Source organism: Pontibacter locisalis (assembly GCF_042684605.1).
Taxonomy (GTDB): domain Bacteria; phylum Bacteroidota; class Bacteroidia; order Cytophagales; family Hymenobacteraceae; genus Pontibacter; species Pontibacter locisalis.
The window spans coordinates 5,524-28,993 of record NZ_JBHULU010000022.1 but is presented as its reverse complement, the minus strand read 5'-3'; the positions used below and the strand labels follow the sequence as shown (position 1 = coordinate 28,993).

The following is a 23,470-nucleotide window of genomic DNA, read 5'->3' as shown; positions in this document are numbered from 1 at the left end:
TTATGTTTTTTTATAAGACTGAAAAGAGTAATAGAACACCAGCAGATAACCTATCGCCAGCATACTGTGGAAAATGAGTAAGCCATACTCCCCCTTCACCACACTCCATACGGCAACAGCCAGGAACAACAGTCCCAGCAAGCCTTCCGCATAGGTAGTAAAGGGCATGCGGAGGTTCAGGTACAGATTCTCCTGCCACCTATGTTGCGGCGCCTCCAGGTTGAACTTGGGTGTTCGGATAAATGGTGATTTACGGCCCGTCCAGCCCTCCCAAACGGCAACGGCGTTGTGCAGCGCCAGCCCCATCGACAGCGACAGGAACAGCGGAAAGTATAGCAGAAAGCCCGCACGGTCTGAGAAGGAAGCCTTCTCCCGGCTGAAAGCCTGAAAATACACTAGGCTGATAACCAGGAAGCTTAGCAGTGTGGCCGCGCCAATAGTAAATATCTCTTCTGGCAGTTGGTTGTTCACCCGGGCCCACAGCAGTGGAATGCTCGCCAGCGAGGCCAGCAGAACGGCCACGAACACGGCGCTGTTGAGCAGGTGGGCCAGCGCATGGTATTTCACCTTTAATGGTGCATCAGAATGCACCACCGTGCCCAGGTGTTTCACAGCCGACTCAGCCCCGCCCTTGGTCCAGCGGAATTGCTGCGACTTGAGCGCGCTCATCACCGGGGGCAGCTCAGCCGGCGACTCTACCTCCGGCAGATACTTGAATTTCCAGCCTTTGATCTGCGCCCGGTAGCTCAGGTCCAGGTCTTCGGTCAGTGTGTCGTCCTGCCAGTTGCCTGCATCCAGTATGGTTTCCTTCCGCCAGATGCCCCCGGTGCCGTTGAAGTTGATGTAGGCGCTCAGGCTGTTTCGTCCCACCTGCTCCACGTAGAAGTGCGCGTCCAGAGCAAAGGCCTGCAGCCGCGTCAGCAGTGAGTATTCTCTGTTTAGGTGCGTCCATCGGGTCTGCACCATGCCCACGCTCTCGTCGGCAAAGTATGGCACCGTGCGCTTGAGGAAATGCGGCTTAGGTGTAAAGTCGGCATCAAAAATGGCAATGTATTCCCCCTTCACCAGGTCCAGCCCATGCTTTAGGGCACCCGCCTTATAGCCACTGCGGTCCGGGCGCCGGATGTGCTGCAGGTTTAGGCGGGGATACTGCTGTATTTTTGCCTGGATCAGTTGTGTTGTCTCATCATCGCTATCATCCAGAAGCTGCACTTCCAGCTTGTCAGCGGGATAATCCAGGGTGGCCACGGCACCTATCAGGCGCTCCACTACATACCGCTCGTTATACACCGGTAGCTGCACCGTGACCATGGGCCAAACGTCAGGCGCAGGAGGCGTAGCGCCATGGCCTCGCTTGAGGAACAGTCGGAAACGATAGAGCAGGTGCGCCTGGGCCACGCTGTAGAAAAGTATAAACAGCATGGCCATCCCATAAACCAAAACAAACAAAAGCAGTAGCAAACTCATTAACTCAATACATTAATAGACTCATTTCCAGTCAGCACGGGTATATCGGTAATGCGCCCCTGCTCCGGACCGTTCTCCAGCTTCAGCACACCCCGTGGGCAGACAGAAGCACATACCCCGCACCCCACGCAGGAGGCGCGCACTATGTTCTGACCGCGCTGCGCGTACCAGCGCACATCAATACCCATCTCACAGTAGGTAGAGCAGTTGCCGCAGGAGATGCATTGCCCGCCGTTGGTGGTAATGCGGAAGCGCGACTTGAAACGCTGCACAATGCCTAGATAAGCCGCCAGCGGACAGCCAAACCGACACCATACGCGGTTACCCATCAGCGGGTAAAAGCCCACCCCCACCACGCCGGCAAAGGCAGCCCCGATTAGAAAGCCATACCACTCATGCAGCGTATTAGTCCACTGCCCCAGCATCGCGAAACCGGAGAAGTAATTGGCAATTGTCACGCCGGTCATTACCACAGCAAACACCAGCACGCCGTGCACCATCCAGCGCTCGATGCGCCAGGCCTTCAATGATTTATCGGAAAGGTGTCGATACGGGTCACCGGCCGTCTCTGCCAGTCCGCCGCAGCCGCACACCCAGCTGCAGTACCAGCGCTTGCCGTAAAAATACGTCAATAGCGGCACCCCCAGGATGATCAGCAGGATTCCCCACACGAACATGAAAAGGCCGATGCCGCCGCTGCTCAGCATGCTGTCCACGCGGTAGTCGTAGAAGAACGTGTAGTCCAGTGGCCAGATGTTCTTGAAATCGTGCCAGGGCTTGTTGAGCAGCACCAGGATCTCCGGGATCAGGAAAGCAAAGCTCAGCTGAAAGAACATCACCGAAGAGGTGCGCAGCAGCTGGTAGTTGTTGCCCCTGTACTTGCGGAACATCCGCACGCCCATCACCAGGATGGCCAGGGTATAAATGGTGCCGTACAGAAACCACTGGCTTGCCGGGCCGCCGGAGAGCAACTGGCTGAGCGGGTCGACCAGCAGCGTCCAGTTCACGATGTAAGCCGGGAACCAGTACAGCAGCACGTAGATGCCGATCAGGTACACGCCCAGCGTAATGCCGATGATACCCCGCGACTTGTTGGAGGAGAACATCACGCCGTTGTGCTTGATGCCCGCCGGCTCTTCTCTATACTTTGGCAGGATATTCAGGAACGCACCGAGCGTACCCAGCCCAATAGTGAGCAGCAACAGCAGCAGCCTGTTGTTTGCAACGAAACCCTCGCTGGCAGCCTTGGTGGCGGCAAACGTGTAATCGTCCCAGATCACGCGGTCCCACTGCTCGTTCTCCTGCTGCCGCTGGTTATAGGCATCGAAGTGCCGGTTAAAGGCGCTGGCGAAGGAAAAGCTGCTGCCATAGGTCTTTCCCAGCATGGGCTGCAGCTCCTGCCGCAGTATCTCAAAGCTCTGCTCGCTGGTTACCTGCTTCAGCTTCTGCTCCGTCAGCTGGAAGTCCCCCAGGAAGAGCAGCCCGTTGAAGACGAGCAGCGCCACCAGAAACATCCCTAAACCTATTTTCTGAATCATTCTCATACCCATGCTTTATAGTCCGAACAGCGCCAGCAGGCCCTTCTTTTTTTTCTTTTCAGGTGACTGCAGGTTAGTGCCGAACTGCCGGTTGAACTTCTGCAGGATTTCCGCATAATGCCTGTCGTAGAACTCCGGGTCAAAGTTGGCTTGGTGCAGCTGCTCCATCACTTCTTCTACAGTACCATTCTGGCGTAAGCATGCATCAAAAAAATCATGTCGCAGCCGCATACCGAAGGCATTTACCCCCTGCAGCTTCCGCGTTTGTTTATCAAATAACAGGCGCAGGCACTTCCTGCCATCTGCGTGTTCCCAGTAAAACGATGTCACGGGCTCCTCCCACTTGCTGGGAACCTGCCCGTAGGTCTGGTATTCGATGTCGAGGAACTTGGCTGAGTTGAACCATGGCCCCGGCTTGTAGGGCACCGGCTCGTGGGCCAGGTTGTGGGCCAGCGTCTCGCCGTGCATGCGGCCCGTGTACCACACCTGCTCCACAGGCCGGCGCAGCGGGGGCGGCGTGCGATACTCCACACAGTCGCCGATGGCAAACACGTTGGGGATGTTGGTAGCAAAGAACTCATCTACAAGAACACCTTTGTTTACCTCCAGCTGCGTGTCGCGCACCAGGTCAATATTCGGGCTGACGCCTACCGTCAGGCCCACGAACTGGCAGGGAATCTCTTCTCCGGCTTTGGTTACTACTGCTTTTACGCTTCTATTCCCATCATCCAGGATGCGGTCCAGTTCTTCTCCCAGCCGCAGGTCGATGTGGTGCTCGCGTATGTGGTGGCCCACCAGCCTGGCTTCCTCCAGGGGCAGTATGTTACCCCAGAACTCCTGCTCCCGTACCAGCAGCGTTACAGGTATATGCCTGCTGCACAGCATTTCGGCCATCTCAATGCCAATAAGGCCTCCACCAACCACTACGGCACGCTGGCAGCCTTTGGTATTAATCTCCATACTTTGTAGGTCCTGATAGCTGTACAGCCCCTGCACGCCCTTCAACTCCTGCCCAGGCCAACCGAACATGTTGGATTTGGAGCCCAGCGCCAGCACCAGAATATCATACTTCAGCAGTGGCTGCCCTTTCATTTGCAGCTCCTTTTTATCGAAGTCTATATGTGTCACCCAATCCTGCACCAGCTCCAGCCTGTTTTTCTGCCAGAACCAGTCTTCGTAGGGCTTGATGTTCTCGTACTTCATATGCCCCATGTAGACGTACATCAGGGCGGTGCGGGAGAAGAAGTGTTTGGTTTCGCCGGAAACTATCGTGATATGGGAAGAACTGTCGCGCTTGCGGAGATGACGGGCGCAGGTAACGCCCGAGATGCCGTTGCCGATGATCACCACACGTCGTGTTTTTGACCTGATACAGAACGCTCCTATGGGCTTTCCCTCCTTCATTTGTCTGTTATTTAACTTGCTTTAGCATCGCGTAATAATTTTCCCGGATCACTCGTGGTTGCACCTTCTTTCTATAGAGCTTAAAGGAAAGGTAATTGGCCAGATTTACTCTGAGAAAACTGTTCTGCCTGTACTTCCTGGACGAGGCATAGATATTTTTCGGGAGGATGCGGTATCCGTACAGGGGCATCAGGCGGTGCACCAATTCAAAATCCTCCATCACGCAGTAGTCTTCGTTATAACCACCTATTTCCTCAAATATCTCTTTCGGCAGGTACAGTGACTGATCACCACCACCGCTAAACATTGTCCTGAACCTGGAGAGGAAAGAATTGATGTCTAATAGCAAGCTTCCGGGCGTAAGCTTTAGCCTGTAGCACCCTACCAGATGCCCTGCGTCAATAGCCTTGTTAATATCATCTACAAGCGTCAGCGGGGGCAGGCAATCTGCATGCAGAAAGTATAGTACGTCCCCGGTTGCTGCCCGGGCTCCTGCGTTCAGCTGCACCGCCCGGCTAGCCTTTTTAGTTCGCAGCAGCTTTACTTCAGCGGGAATTATGGCATCCACGCCATCAGTGCTGCCTCCATCCACTAAAACAACCTCCATTAACTCTCTGTCGAAAGCCAATTCAAGGTGCTCCAGCAGTTGCTGTAGCGCCTTTCTGTCGTTAAAAACCGGTATGATGACGCTGATCCTGCGCATGGCTATTCGTTCAAACTCCAGTCGTATTTCATATAATCAACTTCCGCGTTTGGTTTGATCTTCGTGCGGCTGTACTTGTTGAGATAGTCTATCAAACTGCCGTTTTTCGTAAAGTCGCCCTTAAACCAGTTGAATATCTGCGATACCGCTACCCTGTCAGGAGTAAGCTTGTTCCGTTTGGGGTCATTGATAAATGCACGGGCCATCTCGTCGAGTTGCTTATCCAGCTTGCTTGCCACAAAGGCCTCATTTCGCAAGGGTGGGCACGAAAATGAGGCACAGTTGATGGCAAAATGTATTCTCGGTTCGTTAAACTGCTTGCGCAGGATTTTATGTTCAATCTCGTCCAGGCTAGCTTCCTTGCCACCTATTTTGAAAAATCTCTTGTGCCACACGGTGTTCACGCCTGGCACTTTCAAGGTCGGGTGCAGGTCCTGTATACTTTGCAGGGGGTAGTTATCTATAATCAGTTTAACAGTATAGGCGTTGTAAGCATTGATCCAGTAGGCAAGTTGCTCGGCTTCCGACCACTTCTTCTTATCTGGCGGGTTGTTGCTGATCGTGTCCAGGTATCGTTGCAATTTTGCCTTATCCTTAATAAAACCTTTGTAATCTACTTCACCGGTTTTGCTTACATGCTGTTGCAGCAATTCATTCCAGACCTGGTGCGAAGGTGGTTGGGTACCCTCAGCACCAAGCGTGGATGCTCCCTGGCAACTCCTGGCAAAAACTGAAAGGATAATGATAAGTAGTAGTCTCATGTTTTCTGATGCTGTTTACCAAAGATCGCTTAACTATAAATAATATACTGTCGCGCGTCCGACAGTTAAGCAATATTGCTATTGGGCAACTACTTGGCAGGTATTGCTTTTCGTCAAGTTTAGAGAGTAATCGCCCATTCGTGCACTTGCAGATCAGATTAAAGTCGCTTTAAAAGAAATGGCATACCTGTGAAACACCTGTTTAAACGTGTCGGAATAGTGTCTGGAGAGTTGCCTGCTCTTCAGATGAAAAAGATGCCTGGTGGTGAAAAAATTGTTTACACGCATAAAGCACAGCGCACAACGTAAGGGAAGCTTAGCCATGATTTTATTCCAGACCGAATCTGTGGCAACCTGTGCAAATACACCTGCTTTGTTATTGTTCTGTAAGCTTTCCAGAATCAGCTGATCAAAATGAGGCCTGGGGAAAGTGCCCGGGTTTAAGAAGAGGAGTATGTCACCGGTAGCCTCAAAAGCCCCTGCCTCCAGACAAGCCGCCTTCGAAGCGCCTGCGAACCTCAGCGTCTTTACTTTAGGCTCTTTATCAAGAACTGCCAGCTTGGAGCACTGGTCTTTTGTGCTGATAAAAATAATTTCTTTCACAGTTTGGTAAGTGGCATAGTACTGTAAGTATCGGCATGCTTCACCTGTATCCTCTTTCTCGCCGCTTAGCGGCACGATTATGCTGATCCTCATTTTTCCTTACCATAAACGGTGACCGCTGTAACTGTAACAGCCTTTATATTAACTGTAAAGGAAGTAAGCCAGAAGTTCAGCCATTGTCGCACAACCGACAAAAGTGCATTTGTGAGCGCGTTACTTTAGCAATAAGAGCAGATTGACAGAAAACAGAGCAGAAAAAAAGTGGCTAACAGGCAGAGCAAATCGTAGTTACAAGTATGGCTAAGATATTTACATGCACAACTATACAATGAAATTATTAGCCTCCATTTAGCCCCACCGATGAGACAAGTAATTAAACATGCTTTTATAGGAGGTATCGCAGGTACAGCGTTCATGACCTTAGCTATGCTGCTGGCACCTTTAGCGGGACTTCCACACGCGAGCCCGCCCATCATGCTGGCAAAGGTGATGAACGTGCCGCTTCTGGTTGGGTGGTTGATTCATTTTGGAATGGGAGTCATTTTCGCCTTAGCCTATGCACTTCTGTTTCTAAAACTAGAGGTAAAACTAAGCGAACGTATTTATAAAGAAATTTCCAGTAGGTACCTGAAAGGGATAATATTTGGTGTAATCGTGTTTGCCTGTGCACAAGCGGTAACGCTGATTCTAGAGACATTGATAGGAGACATGACACCTTCTGGAGTGCATAGACTGCCCCTGTTGCTCATAAGTCTGGTGGGTCACATTATCTTTGGTATCATCGTGGCTCTATTCGCAAAGGAGCGACTTCAAAAGGCCAGTACTTTCAGAAATACAAGCGTCCATCTACATAAATCATAAGCAATCACAAATGAAGCAAAAACTCTCATACATTGCCCTTGCAGCATTACTCCTGCAAGCCTGCCAACCAGCAGAAGATAAAACAACAGAAACTACAGAAGTAACAGCAGAGGCAACTACAGAACAAGCTACATATCCTGTGTATTTCAGCGAGGTAATGGAAGCGCACGGCGGGCTGGAGCAATGGAAGCAATTGGGAAGCATGCAATACCAGCTCACCAACAACGGCAACACCGAAACGCACCTCATCGACCTGAAGAGCCGGAAAGACCTGGTGAAGGCGGACAACTACACGATTGGTCACGACGGGAAGCAGGTATGGGTTAGCCCGAACAGAGCAGCCTATCCCGGCAAGTCAGCAAAGTTTTACCACAACCTGTACTTCTACTTCTACGCCATCCCTTTTGTGCTCGCCGACCCGGGTGTAAACTACGAGCAGCTGGAACCCATGGAGCTGCAGGGGAAGAAGTATGAGGTAATCGGCGTCTCTTTTGGTGAGGGAATCGGCGATACGCCCGAAGATGAGTACAGGCTGCTAATAGATCCTGAAACCAACCGCATGGAATGGCTGCTCTATACCGTCACCTTCTTTAACGGACAGCCAAGTGATCAATTCAATGCCCTAAGGTATGAGAATTATCAGGAGCACCAAGGGCTGCTTTTCCCTGGTAAGTTAACCGGACATAAGTATGAGAACGGCCAGATTGGCGACGTGCGTTATACTGTTTCCATTGATAATTTACAGCTAAAGGAAGAGCAACCTGCTCAGGAACAGTTCGAGAAACCAGAGCAGGCTGAGGTAGAGGCTTAATATTTATACCCTTCGCCCTGATCACTTTCGAGCGCCACCCCCAAACCCAGTACCAGACGGTTGACAAAGTTGAAGTAGGCGATGACCAAGTGCGCATCCAGGATAGCTCTGTCGTCGTGGCCCAGTTGCTTTAACCTGTCAATCGCCTGCTCTACCTGTTCACCGCTTGGTGCTGCGGTTAGATGATAGGCCAGTTCACATAAAATCTGGTCCGGTTCATCCAATCCGATAGAAGTATAATCTTTCGCCAGCGTGTTCACCCGTTCTTCATCTTTCCAATAATGCTGCAGCGCCTGCTTGTGATGTATCTGGCAGTATTCGCAGTTATTAGCCGCTGAAACCACCACCGCCATCATTTCGCGCTGCGCACGGTTCAGCGGAGACCGCGCGTACATGATGGCCATGTACAGGTCCATGTGGTGCACGATGGTAGCCGGGTTCAGGCTCTGTATTTTGTGTACCTCGGCCAGCTTGCCGCGTTTGCCCAGCAGATCATCGTAAATTTCTTTTAGTTCGCCGGTAGCATTGTCGTAATCTATTACCTCTATTCTTGCCATGGATGATTTTATAGTGTATGATTTGTCAGACAATATACTGCCTTTGCCTGCAAAGCTTCAAGTCTGATGCTATACATACCCGGAGAAAAAAGGGCAAATGGCCGGAGCACACATTTAAAATGGAACTCAGATAATGCACTCCACATTGTGGCAGCAGCTTTCAAAGGTACACCCTTACCTGACAGCGCAGTCTGTACCAATCTCTTAAATCTTTGGTTTTGTCGTGTGGCTGACAAAACTGCCGCTATATGGCCTCTACTGATGGCGCTATCACTATTTCCGTAGCCTTATATCGTATGAATACCTCCAGAAGGCGCATTAGCAGGGGCTGCCAAGCTGTCTCAAAATAACTCAGCAAGGAAGGGTTTAGTATAATAAAAGCGCGAATCAAGTTTCACATCATCAACTAACACTATGGGAAAAAACATACTTTCTACCAGGCTCTTCTTATTAGTTTTCCTTCTGTTTACCGCAGCTGGATGCTCCAAAATGAAGACCATGATGAAGACAAAGCAACGCGCCATTGCCTTAGAGCGCACGGTGAGTGCCAGCGACGTGCAGGTGCCACCAGGATACAAAGTGGAGGCCGTTGCCACCAGCTTAACCTTCCCTTCCGGAGTTACCTTTGATGAGCAGGGCAATGTGTACTTTATAGAAGCCGGTTACTCATACATAGACGTATTCAAGAAGCCGCGCCTGGCGCAGCTGATGCCTAACGGAGAGACAAGAACGATAGCAGAGGGCGAGGATAATGGCCCCTGGAACGGTGTGACCTACAAGAACGGCAACTTTTACATAGCGGAGGGGAACATAAAGCAGGGTGGCCGCATCCTCAGGATCTCGAAAGACGGCCAGATGACAGCCATCGTAGAGAACCTTCCACGCTTCGGTGACCATCAGACAAACGGCCCGGTTATAGGCAACGATGGCTATATTTACTTTGGTCAAGGAACAACCACAAATTCAGCTGTGGTGGGTAAAGACAATTACCTGATGGGCTGGCTCGCCAATAACGAGCAACTGCACGACATCCCGTGTGAGGACATTATACTTTCAGGGAAAAACTTCACCACGCCTAACATCCTATCCGGAGAAGGCGATGACATGACCACCACCGGAGCCTATGTGCCCTATGGCACCGCCACCAAGCCCGGCCAGGTGATTAAAGGACGAGTGCCTTGCACCGGGGCTATTATGCGCGTGCGCGAAACCGGAGGGCCTGTGGAACTGGTAGCCTGGGGATTCCGGAACCCCTATGGCATGGCCTTCTCTCCTGACGGCCGGCTTTTCATAACCGAAAACAGCTACGATGCCCGTGGCACCAGGCCAATTGTAACCCAAGGCGATCACCTGTGGGAAGTAAAGCAGGGGGCATGGTACGGGTGGCCGGATTTTGAAGGCGGCGTACCGTTGAATTCCGACAAGTATAAACGCCCGGGTGAAGAGGCTCCTGCCCCCCTACTGCAGCAGCACCCTAGCACGCCACCGCAGCCAGCTGCCGTGCTGGGGATTCACTCCTCCTCTAATGGCATCGCATTCTCTAACGACGCATTTGCCTTTGCCGGCCAAGCCTTTATCGCACAGTTCGGAGACATGACACCAACCACCGGTACCACTAACCAGCCAACCGGATTTAAGGTGGTGCGGGTAGACGTCAATACCGGCCAGGTGACAGACTTTGCCACCAATAAAAAGCCGGGCCCCTCTACAGCGCACCAGAATGATGGCGGACTGGAGCGCCCTTTAGGCATAGGTTTTTCACCTGATGGCAGAAGCATGTACATCGCCGACTTTGGCATTATGACAGTAAGCCCCATGGGGCCAACGCCGCAGGAAGGTACCGGAGTGATTTGGAAAATCACCAAACAATAACAACAGGGGTTTAGGCAGACCGGTATTTCTTACCTGAGCTAAACAAGAAGTCTCAAGCGGTACTTATTCTCTCTGACAGAGTAGTATAGCCTGAGACTTTAAAACATTTATAGTTCAAGAAATATGGCTGATTCACATCAGCCTTCTAGAAACTCATCAGCTATTACTAAAACTGCTCAGGCCTTTAAAGGAAGGTAAGAGCGATGGAAGTTTGATTCCACTAAAACCATTTAACACAAAAACTATGGATTTAAAAATAAACGGCAAGACAGCCGTCATCACAGGAGGAGACTCCGGAATGGGACTAGCCACCGCCAAGCTACTTGCCAGCGAAGGCGTTAACATCATTTTGAGCGATAAGACTGATAAGGAACTGCAGAAAGCCGCAGAAGAGGTTCGCGAGTTTGCTATAAAAGAAAATAAAGTGATAGCTGTTACGGCAGACGTCACAAAGAATGAAGAAGTGCTCCAGTTGGCCGCTCGTGCAAAGGAGGAGTTTGGAGGTGTAAATATGCTGGTGCATTGCGCAGGTATACGCGGTGCCGCAGGAGACTTCCTGTCCCTCAGCGACGAAGATTGGTATAAATCCATAGATGTTGATCTTATGGGTGCAGTACGTGTTTGTCGGGCTTTCATTCCACAGATGCAGGAAAAAGGTCGGGGGCGTATAGTACTCATCGCTTCAGAGAATGCACTGCAGCCCTATCAGGAGGAGAGCCCTTACAATGCCTGCAAGGCTGGTATAATCAACCTTACGAAATGCCTGTCCAGGGCTTACTCCAAAGAGGGGCTCATGATCAACTGCGTATCCCCTGCTTACGTGGCCACCCCAATGACAGAGGAGATGATGGTACAGCTTGCTAATAAACGCGGCACATCTAAAGACAAAGCAATAGAATGGTTCCTAGAAAACAAACGTCCCCATATAGCCGTGGACCGCAGGGGGCAAGCTGAGGAGGTAGCCTCTGTAATTGCTTTCTTATGTTCTGAACGCGCCAGTTATGTAAATGGCAGCAACTACCGCGTGGACGGGGGCTCTGTAGAATCAGCCTTCGGGTAAACTTATCCAACTCCTTTTACCAAAAGCTCAGCCAAATACAATGTAAATAAATGAAGAATGAGGCATAACGAAGATATAATACAATGGGGAGATCAGGGGGAAGTATTGGTGTTCCTGCACTACTTTGGAGGTGCAGCCAAAAGCTGGTCCTGGGTAGCGGAGCAATTATCAAATGAATATAAGTGTGTCGCCATTAACCTCCCAGGCTTTGGGGGAGCCGCCGCTCTGGATAGCCCAACGATTAAGGCCTTTTCAGACTACGTACAGAAAGAGCTGAAGTCACTTGGTATAGAATCCTATACTTTGATTGGGCACTCCATGGGTGGTAAAATAGCCATGCAACTAGCAGCTGATGCCCCAAAAGGCAATGTCCAGCGCTTAATCTTAGTGGCCCCCTCCCCTCCTACTACAGAGCCAATGCCGGAAGAAGAGAAAAAGCGCATGCTGCATCATCCTAGTCGCTCTGAAGCAGTAAAAACAGTTGAAAATGGGGTGAAGCAAAACCTGCCAAAGGAGCGTCATCAATTGGCTGTGGAAACGCAGCTCATCATCGATCAAAGTACTTGGAAATGGTGGATTGAGGAAGGCATGAATCAATCCATTGCCGATCATATCGCTTCACTTGATTTGCCCATCACGGTGCTTGCCTCCATGGATGATCCAGTTATGACCCATGACGTCATTGAACAGCGGGTCATGCAGGTGATAAAATCGGCTGAGCTCATCAACACGCAACAGACAGGGCATTTAATTCCACTGGAGGACCCTGACTGGATCGCTACACAGATCAGAAAGGCAATGGAGGCTGAAAAAGCAGTTTGAAAGGATCTTGCTAAAGTACGTTTAGCTAAACCAGTTAAGTGGGACCCAAGAAACCTCTGAAGCCTTAAAATTTCAGATAAATTAAAACTAAGTTATGTCAGATAATAGCCAAAATAAAAAGCCAAAACAATACTACTGGCACGTCTGGACGGACGAGGAAGGCGTCAGCCACCAAACCCGCACGGAACTAACTTCTTTTAAAAAGGAAAGCATGGGAGGAGATGCCGATGAGCAATGGAACAACCACCTGCTGGAAGCCAACACAAAAGTATTGTTTACTGAACTTCCTGTTGGTTGGGTCGGCACTTGGCACGAAAACCCAAAGCCCCAGTGGATCGTGCCTTTATCCGGCCGTTGGTATGTTGAAACCATGGATGGAAAACGTGTAGAAATGGGGCCGGGTGAGATTTCTTTAGGAGGCGACCAAAACACAAAAGCCAATGCGCAGGGCCACAAGGGGCATGTTTCCGGTACACTGGGTACAGAGCCAGCAAAATTGATGATTGTGCAGCTACTGGAAGAAAAATGGATAGGCGCGAAACCCGGTGACTTTTCATAACTACAGAGATGGAAAGCAATCATGAAAAAACCAGCGACTTCTCTAGTATACATAGGTACTTATGCTGATGCCGACAGAGAAAGTATATTTCTTTACCAGCTAAACCCGCAGACAGGTGAATTGAATAAGATAAAGGGCTTTGTAGGAGGCAAAAAAACCTCCTACATGGCTATAGATAAGCTGCGTCGTCACTTGTATGTAGTTAATGAGCGGGATGATTACGAGGAAAGAGAAAGTGGAGCGGTGTGTTCCTTTCTTATTGACCGGCAGACAGGTTATCTCACCTTCTTGAATCGGGTCGCTTCTTTGGGAAGCCTGCCGGTGCATGTTGCGTTGGAGGACAGCGGAAAGGCAGTTTTAGTAGCCAACTATAAAACCGGTAACGTAGCAGTTCTCCCGATACAGGAGAACGGGGAATTAGCAGAGGCCTCTGACCTAAGGCAACACTTGGGTGCTGGCCCAGACGAAGAAAGACAGGAGTCGGCCCACGCGCACTATACTGCTTTTAGCCCTGACCGCCGCTTGGTTTTCGTTGTAGACTTAGGCATAGATAAATTGCTGTGCTACTACCTAGATGCCACAAAAGGAACATTGATACCGGCAAAGCAGCCAGTGGCGTACGCAGCCAGCCCTGGAACAGGTCCTCGTCAGCTTTCCTTCCATCCAAATGGGTACTACGCTTACATAATTCACGAATTAAAGCCTATTGTAACTGCGCTATGTTATGATAGCATTAATGGTACCTTCATTGAGATCCAAACCATAGAAACCGTACCTGCTGATTATAAGGGTGAAAACAAATGTGGAGGTATTCAAGTGTCTCCAGACGGTAAATACCTGTATGGCTCCAACCGCGGACACAACAGCATTGTTGTGTATGCTATTGATGAAGCTAGTGGCAAATTGAATCTTGTGGAGTACATGCCCTCTGGAGGTAAGTGGCCCCGGGAATTTACCATAGACCTAACAGGGAACATCCTGTTGGTTGCGAATCAAAAGTCAAACAATATTGCCACTTTCAGAATAGATAAGAATACAGGTAGGCTTCATGCAACAGGTTACCAGACTGAGGTAAAAAAACCTGTTTTTCTGATGGTGGTGCCGATATAAAACCAGTAAAGTACCGCTTACGCGATTATAACTTTACCCTAATTTATTCTCGCTCTCTTATTGCGGGTTATCAGGGCGAATACAATATTATGGTGTATACGCTCTAACATGCTGCTTTGCTACTCCCAAATTGTCTATTCCTAACTCCACTACATCCCCAGGCTTCAAGAACGTAGGTGGGTGCAAACCATAGCCGACACCGGCAGGTGAACCTGTAGATATAACGTCCCCAGGAAGCAGGGTCATGAACTGGCTCACATATGAAATGATAAAAGGTATCTTGAAAATGAAGTTGGCTGTGGTGCTATTCTGCATCATTTCGCCATTCACCTTTAGCCACAGGCGCAGGTTATCAACGTCGCTAATTTCATCTTTTGTTGCAAGTACAGGCCCCAATGGTGCAAAGGAATCGCAGCCCTTGCCTTTGGTCCAGTTACCGCCACGCTCAAACTGATACTCCCGTTCCGATACGTCGTTGTGCAGGCAGTACCCTGCCACGTAATCCATTGCCTCTGCTTCTACCACATAGGTTGCCCTTGCCCCCATCACCACCGCCAGCTCCACTTCCCAGTCTGTTTTTACAGAGCCTCGGGGTATGATAATATCATCATTCGGGCCAGACAAGGCCGTGGTGGATTTTAGGAAAAGGATAGGCTCTCCTGGCAGCTCTACCTTCATCTCCTCAGCATGGTCGGCGTAGTTCAGGCCAATGCAAACGATTTTTGATGGCCGTGCAACAGGACCGCCCAGGCGGCTTTCCGCCGGTATCTTCTCAAGTTTTCCCTGATGCGACGCTACAAAATCCTGAAGGCGAACCAGGCCGCCTGTCTCAAAAAAGTGCTCGTTGTAATCTTCCCCAAACCCAGCGACATCATACATGTCCTCCCCAAGTATAATACCAGGCTTTTCCTGATATTGTGTTCCGTATCGTATCAGTTTCATAAGCTTTTCTATTAGCCTAAACGTTTAGTATCCAGAAGCCTGCTCTTCCTGCACATGTGAGACTACGAATGCCTTCTCTATTCGTTCTTTTCCTGCTGCACAGGCGGACAGGCAACCGAGCCATAAGAGCAGTAAACACAGCAGTCTCCGGGCTTAGGTTTTAGTACCTGTCCGCATTTCTCGCAGGAGTAAAAATACTGGCAGGCATTGGTTGGCATCACCTCTTCTTTGCTGTGTCCGCAGCTGGGACAGGTGATAGTGGACTTATACTTTGTCATAAGCTACTTCACAACTTCCACACCACGCCAGAAAGCCACACGTCCCTTTATACCCTTGGCCATCTCCTTCGGATCAGCATAGTACCAGGCGGCGTCCTTGTTTTCTTTTCCGTCTACTTTCAGGGTGTAGTAACAAGCTGTTCCTTTCCAATGGCAGACCGTTTGCGTATCGCTATCCTTAAAGTATTCTTTCTTAACGCTATCTATCGGGAAGTAGTGATTTCCCTCGATTACGATGGTGTCGTCACTTTCGGCGATGGTTTCGCCATTCCAAATTGCTTTCATGTTATTTTATTAAAGTGAACTCTATGTTTAAAATTTTTACTGCTGCTCGTATTCTGTTTGGGGCAACAGCGATGATATGATCCTGATTGTATTGCTTAGGGTTTTGTGCACCGGGCACTTCTCAGCAATCTCCAGCAACCTGCTACGCTGCTCCTCTGTCAGCTTTCCCTGTAGTTCTATCTCCCGCCATATGTGGTCCAGAAGCGCCTTCTGATAATGCTTTTCCGAATCCAGCTCATGTATCTTATCATGGTTCAGGTGCACCAGCACATTGGTCAGGGTCTATTTCTGTCATAAACTATTACGCATAAGATTAATCTCGTTGTTTAAGCAATCAATTTTATACTGAGTTAGCAAACGTTTTAATCAGCAAACTGCACTCTAACTAAAGGGCTACTTATGAGACTGAAAAAAACTTTGATGTTCATATGTAAACTTGAAGAAAGCGATTGCGTGAAGTCCTTTAGCTCCTTTAGTCTATCTGAATCATAAAATATTCCATTCAATATGACTCCTTTTATTGTTTTTGAATTGGTTATATGTTCTAAAGGATTTTTATTTAAAATGACTAAATCTGCCATTTTCCCAACTTCAACTGATCCATGATCTTTCTCTTTACCAGCAAACGTTGCTGGAATAATAGTTGCACTTTGCAGTGCCTTTAAGTTTGACAGACCACTTTTGGTCAAATCTTCTAACTCATCATGGATGCTAAATCCTGCGAAAATATAAGAGTCGGTAACATCGGTACCTGTCATAATGGGTACACCTATTTCACTGGCTAAATGAATTTGTTTCTTAGCTGCATTGTAAAAGTCTGTACTTATGTTTTTTCCTTCTTTGGAAAGGTTCTTATTCCGGTTGTTTTGAACATCGAAATCCCACCAGAGCTTTTTTCTTACATAAGTGATATACTTTAAATTCGGGTTTTCCAGAAAGGACGGTTCATGGGCATACGCTTCAAACTTGAGTGTCTGAAGCGTAGGGGTCCAGTGTGTATTGTGTTCTTTCATCAGTAGCATCAACCTTATTGCCATCTCAGGTTTATAATCTTTAACCATTGACCCCTTCGATTTTGAATAGAATTTTCGCCAATTGTCTGATGTCCGTAAACTATCTGCATTAGGGAAGCATTCGTACAGGAAAATACGCCCATGTTCAAAGCTTCTTTGCCCTAGAACAATGGCATCTTCTAAACTCGTAAATATGGGTTTATGGCCAGCAAGGTGCATTCCATACTTCGGTGCTTGCAAAGCAAGGTATTTGTATGATTCAGTTGGTACCTGTTCATATACTTTAATAAAATCTATCTTTTCATTTTTGTAAAAGCGTAAGAGTGAATCAACATCCTCCCTTTTCTGAAGCTTAAAATATTCTGGAAAACCGTTCGGAACCGAAGCCGCTCCATCCATTTGATAGCTGCTTTGCAACACGTACCTCGGAGATACCCTGTGGTTATCACTCAATTCGGTGTTCCAAATCAGGCGCTCTTTGCTGCCAGCCCAGTAACTATCTCTTTTGTTCAACTGCCCTGACATATCTCTAATACCTGTAACGCCGTTGGCAATGTAAAGCGGATGGTGAAGCCATTCAGAATGTTGATTTGAATGAGTATGCATATCCCAGAGACCTGGCATTAAGTATTTGTTGTTGCCATCAATTACCAGTGAAGAAGGATGTGCTTCTAGAATGCCTGAGGTATCTATGGCTAGAATAATATTCTCTTTAATAACAACATCACGGTTTTTGAATATTTTGCCAGATTTAACATCGATTATATTGATCGATTGTATGAAAACTGTACTGTATCTGGCAGGAGGTTTAAGATGTGGTAATGGCCATAAAATAGCCAATACAATAGTTAACAGCAGAAAAAGAATGATTCCTGAAAATACTTTAAGCAATTTAATTGTCTTATTTTTCATTTTATTGGAACAGTCTAAAAAGTATAGTGGCTGCAACTAGAAGATGCTACGATGTTCCCACATTGAAAGCTAATATTACTTCTATAAGCTATGTGTGAGGCTGTAGTCACAAACAAGTTATATATTAATGGGAATGATTCAAGAAAGGAAAAAATTACCCTGTTATTTCCCCTTTTCGTTCTCTTTGTATATTTCCGACTCCGGGTAAAAGGCAAGCCAGGCAAAGGCCAGATGGTTGCTATGCGGTTCAACCCTAAGCTGTTTTCCTTTCATTGGCCCTGCTATACTGCGGCCGGTAATGTCCCAGGTAGATCCTGTCTCCTGGTCTGTAAACTGGTCGCCCTTCTTAAGGAAGGTAAGCTTTTTCCCGTCCAGCACGGCATTGAATAAAGTAGCTGAACCCACATTCCTGGATTTGCTGATGTCTCTTTCATCCAGCACTGACACCGTTCCAGACTTGTAGAAAATTACGATGTGCTTATTATGGAAGGTATCGTTGATAACACCCTTTTTCTCGATCACTGAGAAAGGATAGATTTTGCGGTTTCCCTTGCTTTCCACGTCTACCACCCGCTCCATGGGCGGCAGCCGCTTGTCTTCCTTGGCTTTGTCGATAAAAGCATCATAGGGAGAACCTTTAAGGTCATCATAACCAATGTATGGGTTCTGTCCATAGCCTCCCGCAAGGCCTGTTTGCGGCGAGAGGATCTGCCCGTTAGGGTAGCGCTGAAAGAACTCTTCAACCGAAATCACCAGCGATGGTATCACTTTCAGTTCCGCTCCGGCTAACTTTCCTACTAAAGCATGCCCCATCAGCTGCTGCCACCAAGTCTCTGTCTGCAGGTCGTACATCACCATATCGCTGTGCCGCAGCATGCCCGATACGCCAAAAGTGAGTAGCCTTTCCTGTCCTTTGTGGTTCAACCGCCTGTCATACACCACACTGGCGTTACAAAGAGGGCAATAGGTTACAAGTATAGGAATGCCTGCCAGCGTGTCGTTAGCGATCTCATGCACCGTCAGTACGTTGAGCGGGTATGCTCTAGCCTGCCCATCGATAGCCAGGCTGATAACGGGCTCATGCCTGAAATATGCCTGCCGCCCTTTTTCAGCCCCGATAAAGGTTGGCGTGTTCAGTACCGGGAAAGCCCCTTTGGGTACGGCAACCGTGAACTCAGAAAGCTTGACGGTTCTATTAGTTGTATCCGTTTTCCAGTGGTAGGGTATATTCCTTGGATTTTTAAGTTGGGCAAACCCTTTCTGACTTGGTCCTGCCACTAATAAAAGCACCAGCAATAAGAAAGTATAGCGTATCATGATTATCAGGCATAAAGAAAAGCACTATTCACTGCACCATTAATAAGTTGTACAAGAAGCTGTATGCAATAGCAGCAAACCTTACCTATTATACTTACAACATATTTGATTACAGGTCTTTACGAACTTAAACACATTCTACACTCAAAAGTGTCGGCTACCCGACAACAGGTGACTTTTGTTAAACATACTTGCCATATACCCACTATAACCTTAAGAAAGGCAGTTAGCAAGATGGTCTATACAGGGCTATTTGTACGACGCTACAAACAGTATATAGGTGCTTGCTGAAAGCTGTAAGCTATAGATAGAGATTAAACCAAAACATTTATAATTATGGGAACAATAAACTGGAAAGCAGCAATTTGGGCCGGTGTCATATCGGGGCTCATTTTTATGATGCTGGAAATGATCATGGTGCCCCTCTTCCTGGGAGGTAGCGCTTGGGCTCCGCCTCGCATGATCGCAGCCATTATTCTGGGTGAAGGTGTTTTGCCTCCACCTGCCACTTTCGATTTTGGAGTCTTCATGGCAGCTCTTGTTCTGCACATGATGCTATCCATCATCTACGCCATTGTTATAGCCTTTATTGTAAAGAACATGACTTTGGGTAAAGCCTTGGCAGTTGGCGCTGTCATCGGCTTGCTCATCTACTTTGTGAATTTCTATATCATGACCGGCCTATTCCCTTGGTTTGCCATGGCACGAAACTGGGTATCAGCCTTTGCCCACGTCAGCTTTGGTATTGGTGCCGCCTGGGCTTATATCAAACTTCAAGAGCATTATACACACGGCGTACATACCAACAGCACTAGCTCCATTTAACCGAAGCTGCATAAAAACAGCTGTTATCAATAATACAGTAAAATAAAGTTCAGCAATCTTACCCCTTCCTGATGCCGAAGCTTCCATTTAAGGAGCCTTCAGCACCAGGAAGGATAGTGTTCTTTATTGCTCAATTTGACGTAAGCATCAGTAAACCATTTACTATGAAAAAAAAGAATAGCAAAAGGAAGGAAAATGATCAGGAGGTAAATAGTAATATTGCCCGTATGGCGGCAGGCATAGGCATCGGTATAGTGGCAGGATTGGTAGGAACTGCTGTTATGACTGCCGCACAGATGATAGAGATGCAATATAGTGGCCGCAAGCCTAGCAACACTCCATACAAAGCCATTAAGAAGACTTTTGGCATTGAGGCCCAATCAGAAGAGGACCAAGAACTCATCACCAACCAATCTCATATCGCCTACGGAACCACTTGGGGAATCCCACGAGGGGTAATGGCCGTTTTCGGGGCTGACGGTGTAGCCGGTACATCAGTGCACTTCGGGGCTGTATGGGGTACAGAGTTAACCATGCTTCCAGCCATGGACGTGGTAGAGCCTGTAACTACATGGGGCCCGAAGGCCATCGCCGAAAATGCCATGTTTCATGCAGTATATGCCATAGCAACGGAATTTACTGCTGATGCGCTAACCAGATGGCTACATGCATCTTTTGTAAAGTAATTAAACGCTGTAAGGACAAATCCAGATAATGGTACCCAAAGGCAAGATAGTAGCGATCGGTGGCAACGAGGACAAAGGCAGCTTTCCGCTCCCGCTCAGTAAGGACCACTCTCAGCGCATCCTTTTCTTTGAGCAAGGGATCTTGAAGCGTATTCACGATGAGCTTTACGGCATCGGCACGCGCATAGAAGTAGTTACGACTGCCACTAGCATACCGGAAGAACTGTATCAGGCCTATTTACATGGTTTCATACTACTGGGGTGTGACAATGTAGGGCATCTGGCCATAGTAAACAGAACACAAGCTGACAGTCCTGAGACACTCCAGCGCCTCCGCAAGGCTGATGCTGTTATGTTCACGGGAGGCGATCAGCTGCGGATTACAGCAGCGTTCATAAACACGGAAGCACTGAAGCTGATGACGCACCGCTACCTGCACGAGGAGAAGTTCCTGATTGCCGGAACCAGTGCCGGTGCCATGGCGCTGTGCAAGATCATGATTGAGGGCTCTCATGAAACCAAGCCGCTTGTCAAAGGGATCGTATCGTTGGGTGAAGGATTAGCCTTGCTGCACAAGGTGATCATCGACACGCACTTTGTAAACCGCCGCCGCATCCCGCGCATGATCGAGGCCATCGCCATGCAACCGGAACTGGTAGGTATAGGCTTGGGTGAAGACACTGGTGTTTTGATCTCCAGAGGGAATGAGATAGAGACAATCGGATCTGGCCTGGTGGTGATTTTGGACGGTAGGGAACTTGAGGAAAACAACTTTGCTCAGCTTAAAACAGGAGAAGCCCTGTGCCTGGAGCACCTGATCATGCACGTACTCCCTAAAGGCAGAAGCTACCTTATTGATAAAGCAGAGATAGACAACTGAGAGGCTTATAAAAGACTGTCCATAGGTAGTTCTGGCTTTGCTGGGGATAGAATTACGTATTGTCGCATTTATGACAATTTCCTGTCACGTAACCCTGCACCTTTGTATTAGACCACTATAAGAGGAAAAGCCTGCGTGCTAGTGAATCAGAACAAGGTGTAATTAGCTTTAACACACGTAAAAATATTTACCAATAATCATAAAAGACCAATAAAGATGACAACGAAAACAGATAATAAGAGATTTAAAACCAACTTAAAACCTGTCACAATCGACAGTGCCAATGAGGCGCAAAAGCCGCACTTAGAAAATGCACAAAAGCAGACGGGCATGATCCCGAACATGTATAAAAACATGGTTAACTCACCGGGCCTGATGGAGACCTACTCCGTCGGATATGACCATTTCCGGAAAAACAGCGGATTCACACCCGTAGAGCAGGAAGTTGTTTTTGTAACGATAAGTATAGCCAACGGCTGCGAGTACTGCGCCGCAGCCCACAGCTTCATTGCCGATAACATGTCCAAAGTACCTGTTGAGGTAACGGATGCTATTCGTGAGGGAAGAGAGATCCCGAATACCAAACTGAATGCGCTATCAGAGTTTACCCGTATTATGTTTGACAAGCGTGGTAACCCTACACATGAAGAAGTAGAAGAGTTTCTGCAGGCAGGCTATGAAGAGAAGCACATCATGGAGATCATACTTGCGCTGGCGGTAAAAACGCTCAGCAACTACTCAAACCACATCTTCCATACCGAACTAGACGATATGTTCAGCGGCAGAGCGTGGAGCAGGGACTAGTCTATTGCTACAGCATTTAGATAACATCAACCACAGTTATCAAAAATAAGGGCTATTCAAATAATGAGTAGCCCTTATTTTTAGTCAACAAAACAAAACTATTAGACACGGTTAGTAAGCACAGAGGCAGTTCTGGAGCGGTAAAGATTTTCTACATTTCCGGCAGGAGGGCCCTGTTTGGCTGCCCTGTCTTCTCTGGTTGGGACCTCTTTCCAAGGCATGCTGCCAACCACTAGTTTGGGCACGTTCACGAATACCTCATTACCGCTGCGCTTCGTGATGGCATCCAGTGGAATATAAGTGTCCGTTTTAAAAATCATGCCTCTTGGCACGAGTATGTATCCATCAGTACCTCCTTCTGTGAATACTACCTTCTCTACAGTACCGATCTCTCCGTTGTCAGACCCTTTTACAGTGTCTCCTTCGCGTACATCAACCATGTTGGCAGGAGTTGATGCTTCTAATGCTTTCAGAAATTCTTCCGTTGTTATCACCGCATTCGAAACCAGCGGTAAGTTTAAATGCACGGCAGCTTCATACTCAGGTATACTGGCGGCACCCATCGCGTCTTTGATCATAGTCACGTCGTAGCCGTCTTCCATGGCGTGCCGTGCCGTAGATTCACAGCAAAGGTTAGCAGCCATACCTGCAATTACGAGGTGGGTAATCCCCATCCGCTCCAGATGCTCCGGCAGATCGCTCCTGAACACGTCGCAGCTTTTATGCGGCAGCAGCACAATGTCCTCTGCCTGCGGCTGAATATCAGGATGGAAATCAGCACCCCAGCTGTCGGCAAGAAACATCTTGTTTTCAAACATCATCCGGTTTATGCCGCTTCTCTTCTGCAACTGTTCATCTGCATAGTCATCTTCCGTATAAGCCATTGGCCCGAACAGTACAGGTATTCCCTTGGCCCGCGCACCCGCTATAGTTTTTTGCAGATGATCAACCATGTTGTGGAGCTTCAGCGTGTTTTTTGTCAGTTCATAAGCTGCCCCTCCTTCTGAGAGAAAGTCATTAACAGGGTCAATGACTAATAAAGCTGTAGTACCTTTTGGGAATGAGAGCCCACCCTCGTTCTTAGGTAAAAAAGTTGCTTTCTGGTTTGGGTCATGTGGTCTTCTTTGTTCCATAGTTTAAAATGTTTTGTTTTTACACACTCCATGTTGTTTGCTCTTTTATTAATCAAAAACAAAAAAACTAAGAGCACCTCTGGTTAATGATTTTACAATCATTTTAAACTTGACCCACTTCTCTAAAGTTGGCTTCCAGTATCGTTAAAGAGTAATTAAATCAGAATACTTAAAGAAATGTCAATTAGCCGACAGAAAAATGTGAAGATCAACTATTTATTTTGCTTAAGAATAGTGTAAAATTCTATTGACAAAATGGTGCAACTC

At 48.0% G+C, this 23,470-nt stretch carries 25 protein-coding genes; 11 read left to right on the top strand and 14 right to left on the bottom strand.

The window, feature by feature from the left end; translation table 11 throughout:
• The 6 genes from ACFSRY_RS18170 to ACFSRY_RS18145 form a co-directional block, all read right to left on the bottom strand.
• Entirely contained in the window at positions 1-1,467 is a 1,467-nt protein-coding gene (locus tag ACFSRY_RS18170; RefSeq protein ID WP_377511338.1) for a cellulose synthase family protein, read from the bottom strand.
• Positions 1,467-3,011 carry a 4Fe-4S binding protein gene (locus ACFSRY_RS18165; protein WP_377511335.1) on the bottom strand — a complete coding sequence of 515 codons (1,545 nt, stop codon included), beginning with the start codon at positions 3,009-3,011 and terminating at the stop codon, positions 1,467-1,469. Before ACFSRY_RS18165 ends, ACFSRY_RS18170 begins: the two co-directional genes overlap by 1 nt.
• 9 nt (positions 3,012-3,020) lie before the next feature.
• Positions 3,021-4,409 carry an NAD(P)/FAD-dependent oxidoreductase gene (locus ACFSRY_RS18160; protein WP_377511331.1) on the bottom strand — a complete coding sequence of 463 codons (1,389 nt, stop codon included), beginning with the start codon at positions 4,407-4,409 and terminating at the stop codon, positions 3,021-3,023.
• 7 nt (positions 4,410-4,416) lie between these two features.
• A complete protein-coding gene (locus ACFSRY_RS18155; protein ID WP_377511328.1) occupies positions 4,417-5,112 on the bottom strand; it encodes a TIGR04283 family arsenosugar biosynthesis glycosyltransferase in 696 nt (231 codons plus the stop codon).
• Between the two features lie 2 nt (positions 5,113-5,114).
• Positions 5,115-5,873 (bottom strand): DUF547 domain-containing protein, encoded by a 759-nt coding sequence (locus ACFSRY_RS18150; RefSeq protein ID WP_377511325.1) that lies wholly within the window; start codon positions 5,871-5,873, stop codon positions 5,115-5,117.
• Positions 5,874-6,026: 153 nt separating this feature from the next.
• Entirely contained in the window at positions 6,027-6,569 is a 543-nt protein-coding gene (locus ACFSRY_RS18145) for a hypothetical protein (protein ID WP_377511322.1), read from the bottom strand.
• 267 nt (positions 6,570-6,836) lie between these two features.
• Here ACFSRY_RS18145 and ACFSRY_RS18140 point away from each other — a divergent pair, with 267 nt between their 5' ends.
• Both ACFSRY_RS18140 and ACFSRY_RS18135 read left to right on the top strand, forming a co-directional pair.
• Entirely contained in the window at positions 6,837-7,337 is a 501-nt protein-coding gene (locus tag ACFSRY_RS18140; protein WP_377511319.1) for a DUF6789 family protein, read from the top strand.
• Positions 7,338-7,347: 10 nt separating this feature from the next.
• Positions 7,348-8,148, top strand: a complete 801-nt coding sequence (locus ACFSRY_RS18135; RefSeq protein WP_377511316.1) for a DUF6503 family protein — start codon at positions 7,348-7,350, stop codon at positions 8,146-8,148.
• Here ACFSRY_RS18135 and ACFSRY_RS18130 read toward each other — a convergent pair.
• Positions 8,145-8,705 carry a peroxidase-related enzyme gene (locus ACFSRY_RS18130; protein ID WP_377511313.1) on the bottom strand — a complete coding sequence of 187 codons (561 nt, stop codon included), beginning with the start codon at positions 8,703-8,705 and terminating at the stop codon, positions 8,145-8,147. The two genes, ACFSRY_RS18135 and ACFSRY_RS18130, sit on opposite strands and share 4 nt — an antisense overlap.
• 414 nt (positions 8,706-9,119) lie before the next feature.
• Here ACFSRY_RS18130 and ACFSRY_RS18125 point away from each other — a divergent pair, with 414 nt between their 5' ends.
• From ACFSRY_RS18125 to ACFSRY_RS18105, 5 genes are all read left to right on the top strand, one after another.
• Positions 9,120-10,577, top strand: a complete 1,458-nt coding sequence (locus tag ACFSRY_RS18125; RefSeq protein ID WP_377511310.1) for a PQQ-dependent sugar dehydrogenase — start codon at positions 9,120-9,122, stop codon at positions 10,575-10,577.
• Between the two features lie 244 nt (positions 10,578-10,821).
• On the top strand, positions 10,822-11,637 hold the full coding sequence (locus ACFSRY_RS18120) for an SDR family NAD(P)-dependent oxidoreductase (RefSeq protein WP_377511307.1): 816 nt from the start codon (positions 10,822-10,824) through the stop codon (positions 11,635-11,637).
• 57 nt (positions 11,638-11,694) lie between these two features.
• The gene (locus tag ACFSRY_RS18115) at positions 11,695-12,459 is read left to right on the top strand and encodes an alpha/beta fold hydrolase (RefSeq protein WP_377511304.1); all 765 of its coding nucleotides are present in this window, start codon (positions 11,695-11,697) and stop codon (positions 12,457-12,459) included.
• Between the two features lie 94 nt (positions 12,460-12,553).
• Positions 12,554-13,018, top strand: coding sequence for a hypothetical protein (locus ACFSRY_RS18110; RefSeq protein ID WP_377511301.1), 465 nt, complete (start codon positions 12,554-12,556; stop codon positions 13,016-13,018).
• 21 nt (positions 13,019-13,039) lie between these two features.
• Positions 13,040-14,128: a lactonase family protein gene (locus ACFSRY_RS18105; protein ID WP_377511298.1), complete on the top strand. Its 1,089-nt coding sequence runs from the start codon at positions 13,040-13,042 to the stop codon at positions 14,126-14,128.
• An 87-nt stretch (positions 14,129-14,215) separates the two neighbouring features.
• Here ACFSRY_RS18105 and ACFSRY_RS18100 read toward each other — a convergent pair whose 3' ends face one another.
• The 6 genes from ACFSRY_RS18100 to ACFSRY_RS18075 all read right to left on the bottom strand — a co-directional run bounded on the left by ACFSRY_RS18100 (position 14,216) and on the right by ACFSRY_RS18075 (position 18,875).
• Complete coding sequence (locus ACFSRY_RS18100) at positions 14,216-15,070, bottom strand: fumarylacetoacetate hydrolase family protein (RefSeq protein WP_377511295.1); 855 nt, start codon at positions 15,068-15,070, stop codon at positions 14,216-14,218.
• A 77-nt stretch (positions 15,071-15,147) separates the two neighbouring features.
• Positions 15,148-15,348: a GDCCVxC domain-containing (seleno)protein gene (locus tag ACFSRY_RS18095; protein ID WP_377511292.1), complete on the bottom strand. Its 201-nt coding sequence runs from the start codon at positions 15,346-15,348 to the stop codon at positions 15,148-15,150.
• A gap of 3 nt (positions 15,349-15,351) precedes the next feature.
• Positions 15,352-15,633, bottom strand: a complete 282-nt coding sequence (locus ACFSRY_RS18090; RefSeq protein ID WP_377511289.1) for a DUF427 domain-containing protein — start codon at positions 15,631-15,633, stop codon at positions 15,352-15,354.
• Positions 15,634-15,669: 36 nt separating this feature from the next.
• Entirely contained in the window at positions 15,670-15,903 is a 234-nt protein-coding gene (locus tag ACFSRY_RS18085) for an OsmC family protein (RefSeq protein WP_377511286.1), read from the bottom strand.
• 92 nt (positions 15,904-15,995) lie between these two features.
• The gene (locus ACFSRY_RS18080) at positions 15,996-17,558 is read right to left on the bottom strand and encodes an amidohydrolase family protein (RefSeq protein WP_377511283.1); all 1,563 of its coding nucleotides are present in this window, start codon (positions 17,556-17,558) and stop codon (positions 15,996-15,998) included.
• Between the two features lie 162 nt (positions 17,559-17,720).
• Positions 17,721-18,875 carry a DUF3179 domain-containing protein gene (locus tag ACFSRY_RS18075; RefSeq protein WP_377511280.1) on the bottom strand — a complete coding sequence of 385 codons (1,155 nt, stop codon included), beginning with the start codon at positions 18,873-18,875 and terminating at the stop codon, positions 17,721-17,723.
• Between the two features lie 336 nt (positions 18,876-19,211).
• Between ACFSRY_RS18075 and ACFSRY_RS18070 the strand changes: the two genes are divergently transcribed.
• The 4 genes from ACFSRY_RS18070 (at position 19,212) to ACFSRY_RS18055 (ending at position 22,070) form a co-directional block, all read left to right on the top strand.
• Positions 19,212-19,700, top strand: a complete 489-nt coding sequence (locus tag ACFSRY_RS18070) for a hypothetical protein (protein WP_377511276.1) — start codon at positions 19,212-19,214, stop codon at positions 19,698-19,700.
• A gap of 164 nt (positions 19,701-19,864) precedes the next feature.
• A complete protein-coding gene (locus tag ACFSRY_RS18065) occupies positions 19,865-20,386 on the top strand; it encodes a hypothetical protein (protein ID WP_377511273.1) in 522 nt (173 codons plus the stop codon).
• Between the two features lie 28 nt (positions 20,387-20,414).
• Complete coding sequence (locus ACFSRY_RS18060; protein WP_377511270.1) at positions 20,415-21,266, top strand: cyanophycinase; 852 nt, start codon at positions 20,415-20,417, stop codon at positions 21,264-21,266.
• 216 nt (positions 21,267-21,482) lie between these two features.
• A complete protein-coding gene (locus tag ACFSRY_RS18055) occupies positions 21,483-22,070 on the top strand; it encodes a carboxymuconolactone decarboxylase family protein (protein ID WP_377511267.1) in 588 nt (195 codons plus the stop codon).
• Positions 22,071-22,171: 101 nt separating this feature from the next.
• Here the strand turns inward: ACFSRY_RS18055 and ACFSRY_RS18050 are convergent, their stop codons facing one another.
• Entirely contained in the window at positions 22,172-23,203 is a 1,032-nt protein-coding gene (locus ACFSRY_RS18050; protein WP_377511264.1) for an isochorismatase family protein, read from the bottom strand.
• Between the last annotated feature and the right edge of the window lie 267 nt (positions 23,204-23,470).

Coding starts and splice junctions, on each gene's coding strand:
- ACFSRY_RS18140 (WP_377511319.1), top strand. CDS start 6,837: ATGAGACAAGTAATTAAACATGCTTTTATAGGAGGTATCGCAGGTACA.
- ACFSRY_RS18125 (WP_377511310.1), top strand. CDS start 9,120: ATGGGAAAAAACATACTTTCTACCAGGCTCTTCTTATTAGTTTTCCTT.
- ACFSRY_RS18150 (WP_377511325.1), bottom strand. CDS start 5,873: ATGAGACTACTACTTATCATTATCCTTTCAGTTTTTGCCAGGAGTTGC.
- ACFSRY_RS18170 (WP_377511338.1), bottom strand. CDS start 1,467: ATGAGTTTGCTACTGCTTTTGTTTGTTTTGGTTTATGGGATGGCCATG.
- ACFSRY_RS18065 (WP_377511273.1), top strand. CDS start 19,865: ATGAAAAAAAAGAATAGCAAAAGGAAGGAAAATGATCAGGAGGTAAAT.
- ACFSRY_RS18105 (WP_377511298.1), top strand. CDS start 13,040: ATGAAAAAACCAGCGACTTCTCTAGTATACATAGGTACTTATGCTGAT.
- ACFSRY_RS18120 (WP_377511307.1), top strand. CDS start 10,822: ATGGATTTAAAAATAAACGGCAAGACAGCCGTCATCACAGGAGGAGAC.
- ACFSRY_RS18135 (WP_377511316.1), top strand. CDS start 7,348: ATGAAGCAAAAACTCTCATACATTGCCCTTGCAGCATTACTCCTGCAA.
- ACFSRY_RS18060 (WP_377511270.1), top strand. CDS start 20,415: ATGGTACCCAAAGGCAAGATAGTAGCGATCGGTGGCAACGAGGACAAA.
- ACFSRY_RS18165 (WP_377511335.1), bottom strand. CDS start 3,011: ATGAGAATGATTCAGAAAATAGGTTTAGGGATGTTTCTGGTGGCGCTG.
- ACFSRY_RS18145 (WP_377511322.1), bottom strand. CDS start 6,569: ATGAGGATCAGCATAATCGTGCCGCTAAGCGGCGAGAAAGAGGATACA.
- ACFSRY_RS18080 (WP_377511283.1), bottom strand. CDS start 17,558: ATGAAAAATAAGACAATTAAATTGCTTAAAGTATTTTCAGGAATCATT.
- ACFSRY_RS18070 (WP_377511276.1), top strand. CDS start 19,212: ATGGGAACAATAAACTGGAAAGCAGCAATTTGGGCCGGTGTCATATCG.
- ACFSRY_RS18160 (WP_377511331.1), bottom strand. CDS start 4,409: ATGAAGGAGGGAAAGCCCATAGGAGCGTTCTGTATCAGGTCAAAAACA.
- ACFSRY_RS18100 (WP_377511295.1), bottom strand. CDS start 15,070: ATGAAACTGATACGATACGGAACACAATATCAGGAAAAGCCTGGTATT.
- ACFSRY_RS18110 (WP_377511301.1), top strand. CDS start 12,554: ATGTCAGATAATAGCCAAAATAAAAAGCCAAAACAATACTACTGGCAC.
- ACFSRY_RS18055 (WP_377511267.1), top strand. CDS start 21,483: ATGACAACGAAAACAGATAATAAGAGATTTAAAACCAACTTAAAACCT.
- ACFSRY_RS18050 (WP_377511264.1), bottom strand. CDS start 23,203: ATGGAACAAAGAAGACCACATGACCCAAACCAGAAAGCAACTTTTTTA.
- ACFSRY_RS18095 (WP_377511292.1), bottom strand. CDS start 15,348: ATGACAAAGTATAAGTCCACTATCACCTGTCCCAGCTGCGGACACAGC.
- ACFSRY_RS18155 (WP_377511328.1), bottom strand. CDS start 5,112: ATGCGCAGGATCAGCGTCATCATACCGGTTTTTAACGACAGAAAGGCG.
- ACFSRY_RS18115 (WP_377511304.1), top strand. CDS start 11,695: ATGAGGCATAACGAAGATATAATACAATGGGGAGATCAGGGGGAAGTA.
- ACFSRY_RS18130 (WP_377511313.1), bottom strand. CDS start 8,705: ATGGCAAGAATAGAGGTAATAGATTACGACAATGCTACCGGCGAACTA.
- ACFSRY_RS18075 (WP_377511280.1), bottom strand. CDS start 18,875: ATGATACGCTATACTTTCTTATTGCTGGTGCTTTTATTAGTGGCAGGA.
- ACFSRY_RS18090 (WP_377511289.1), bottom strand. CDS start 15,633: ATGAAAGCAATTTGGAATGGCGAAACCATCGCCGAAAGTGACGACACC.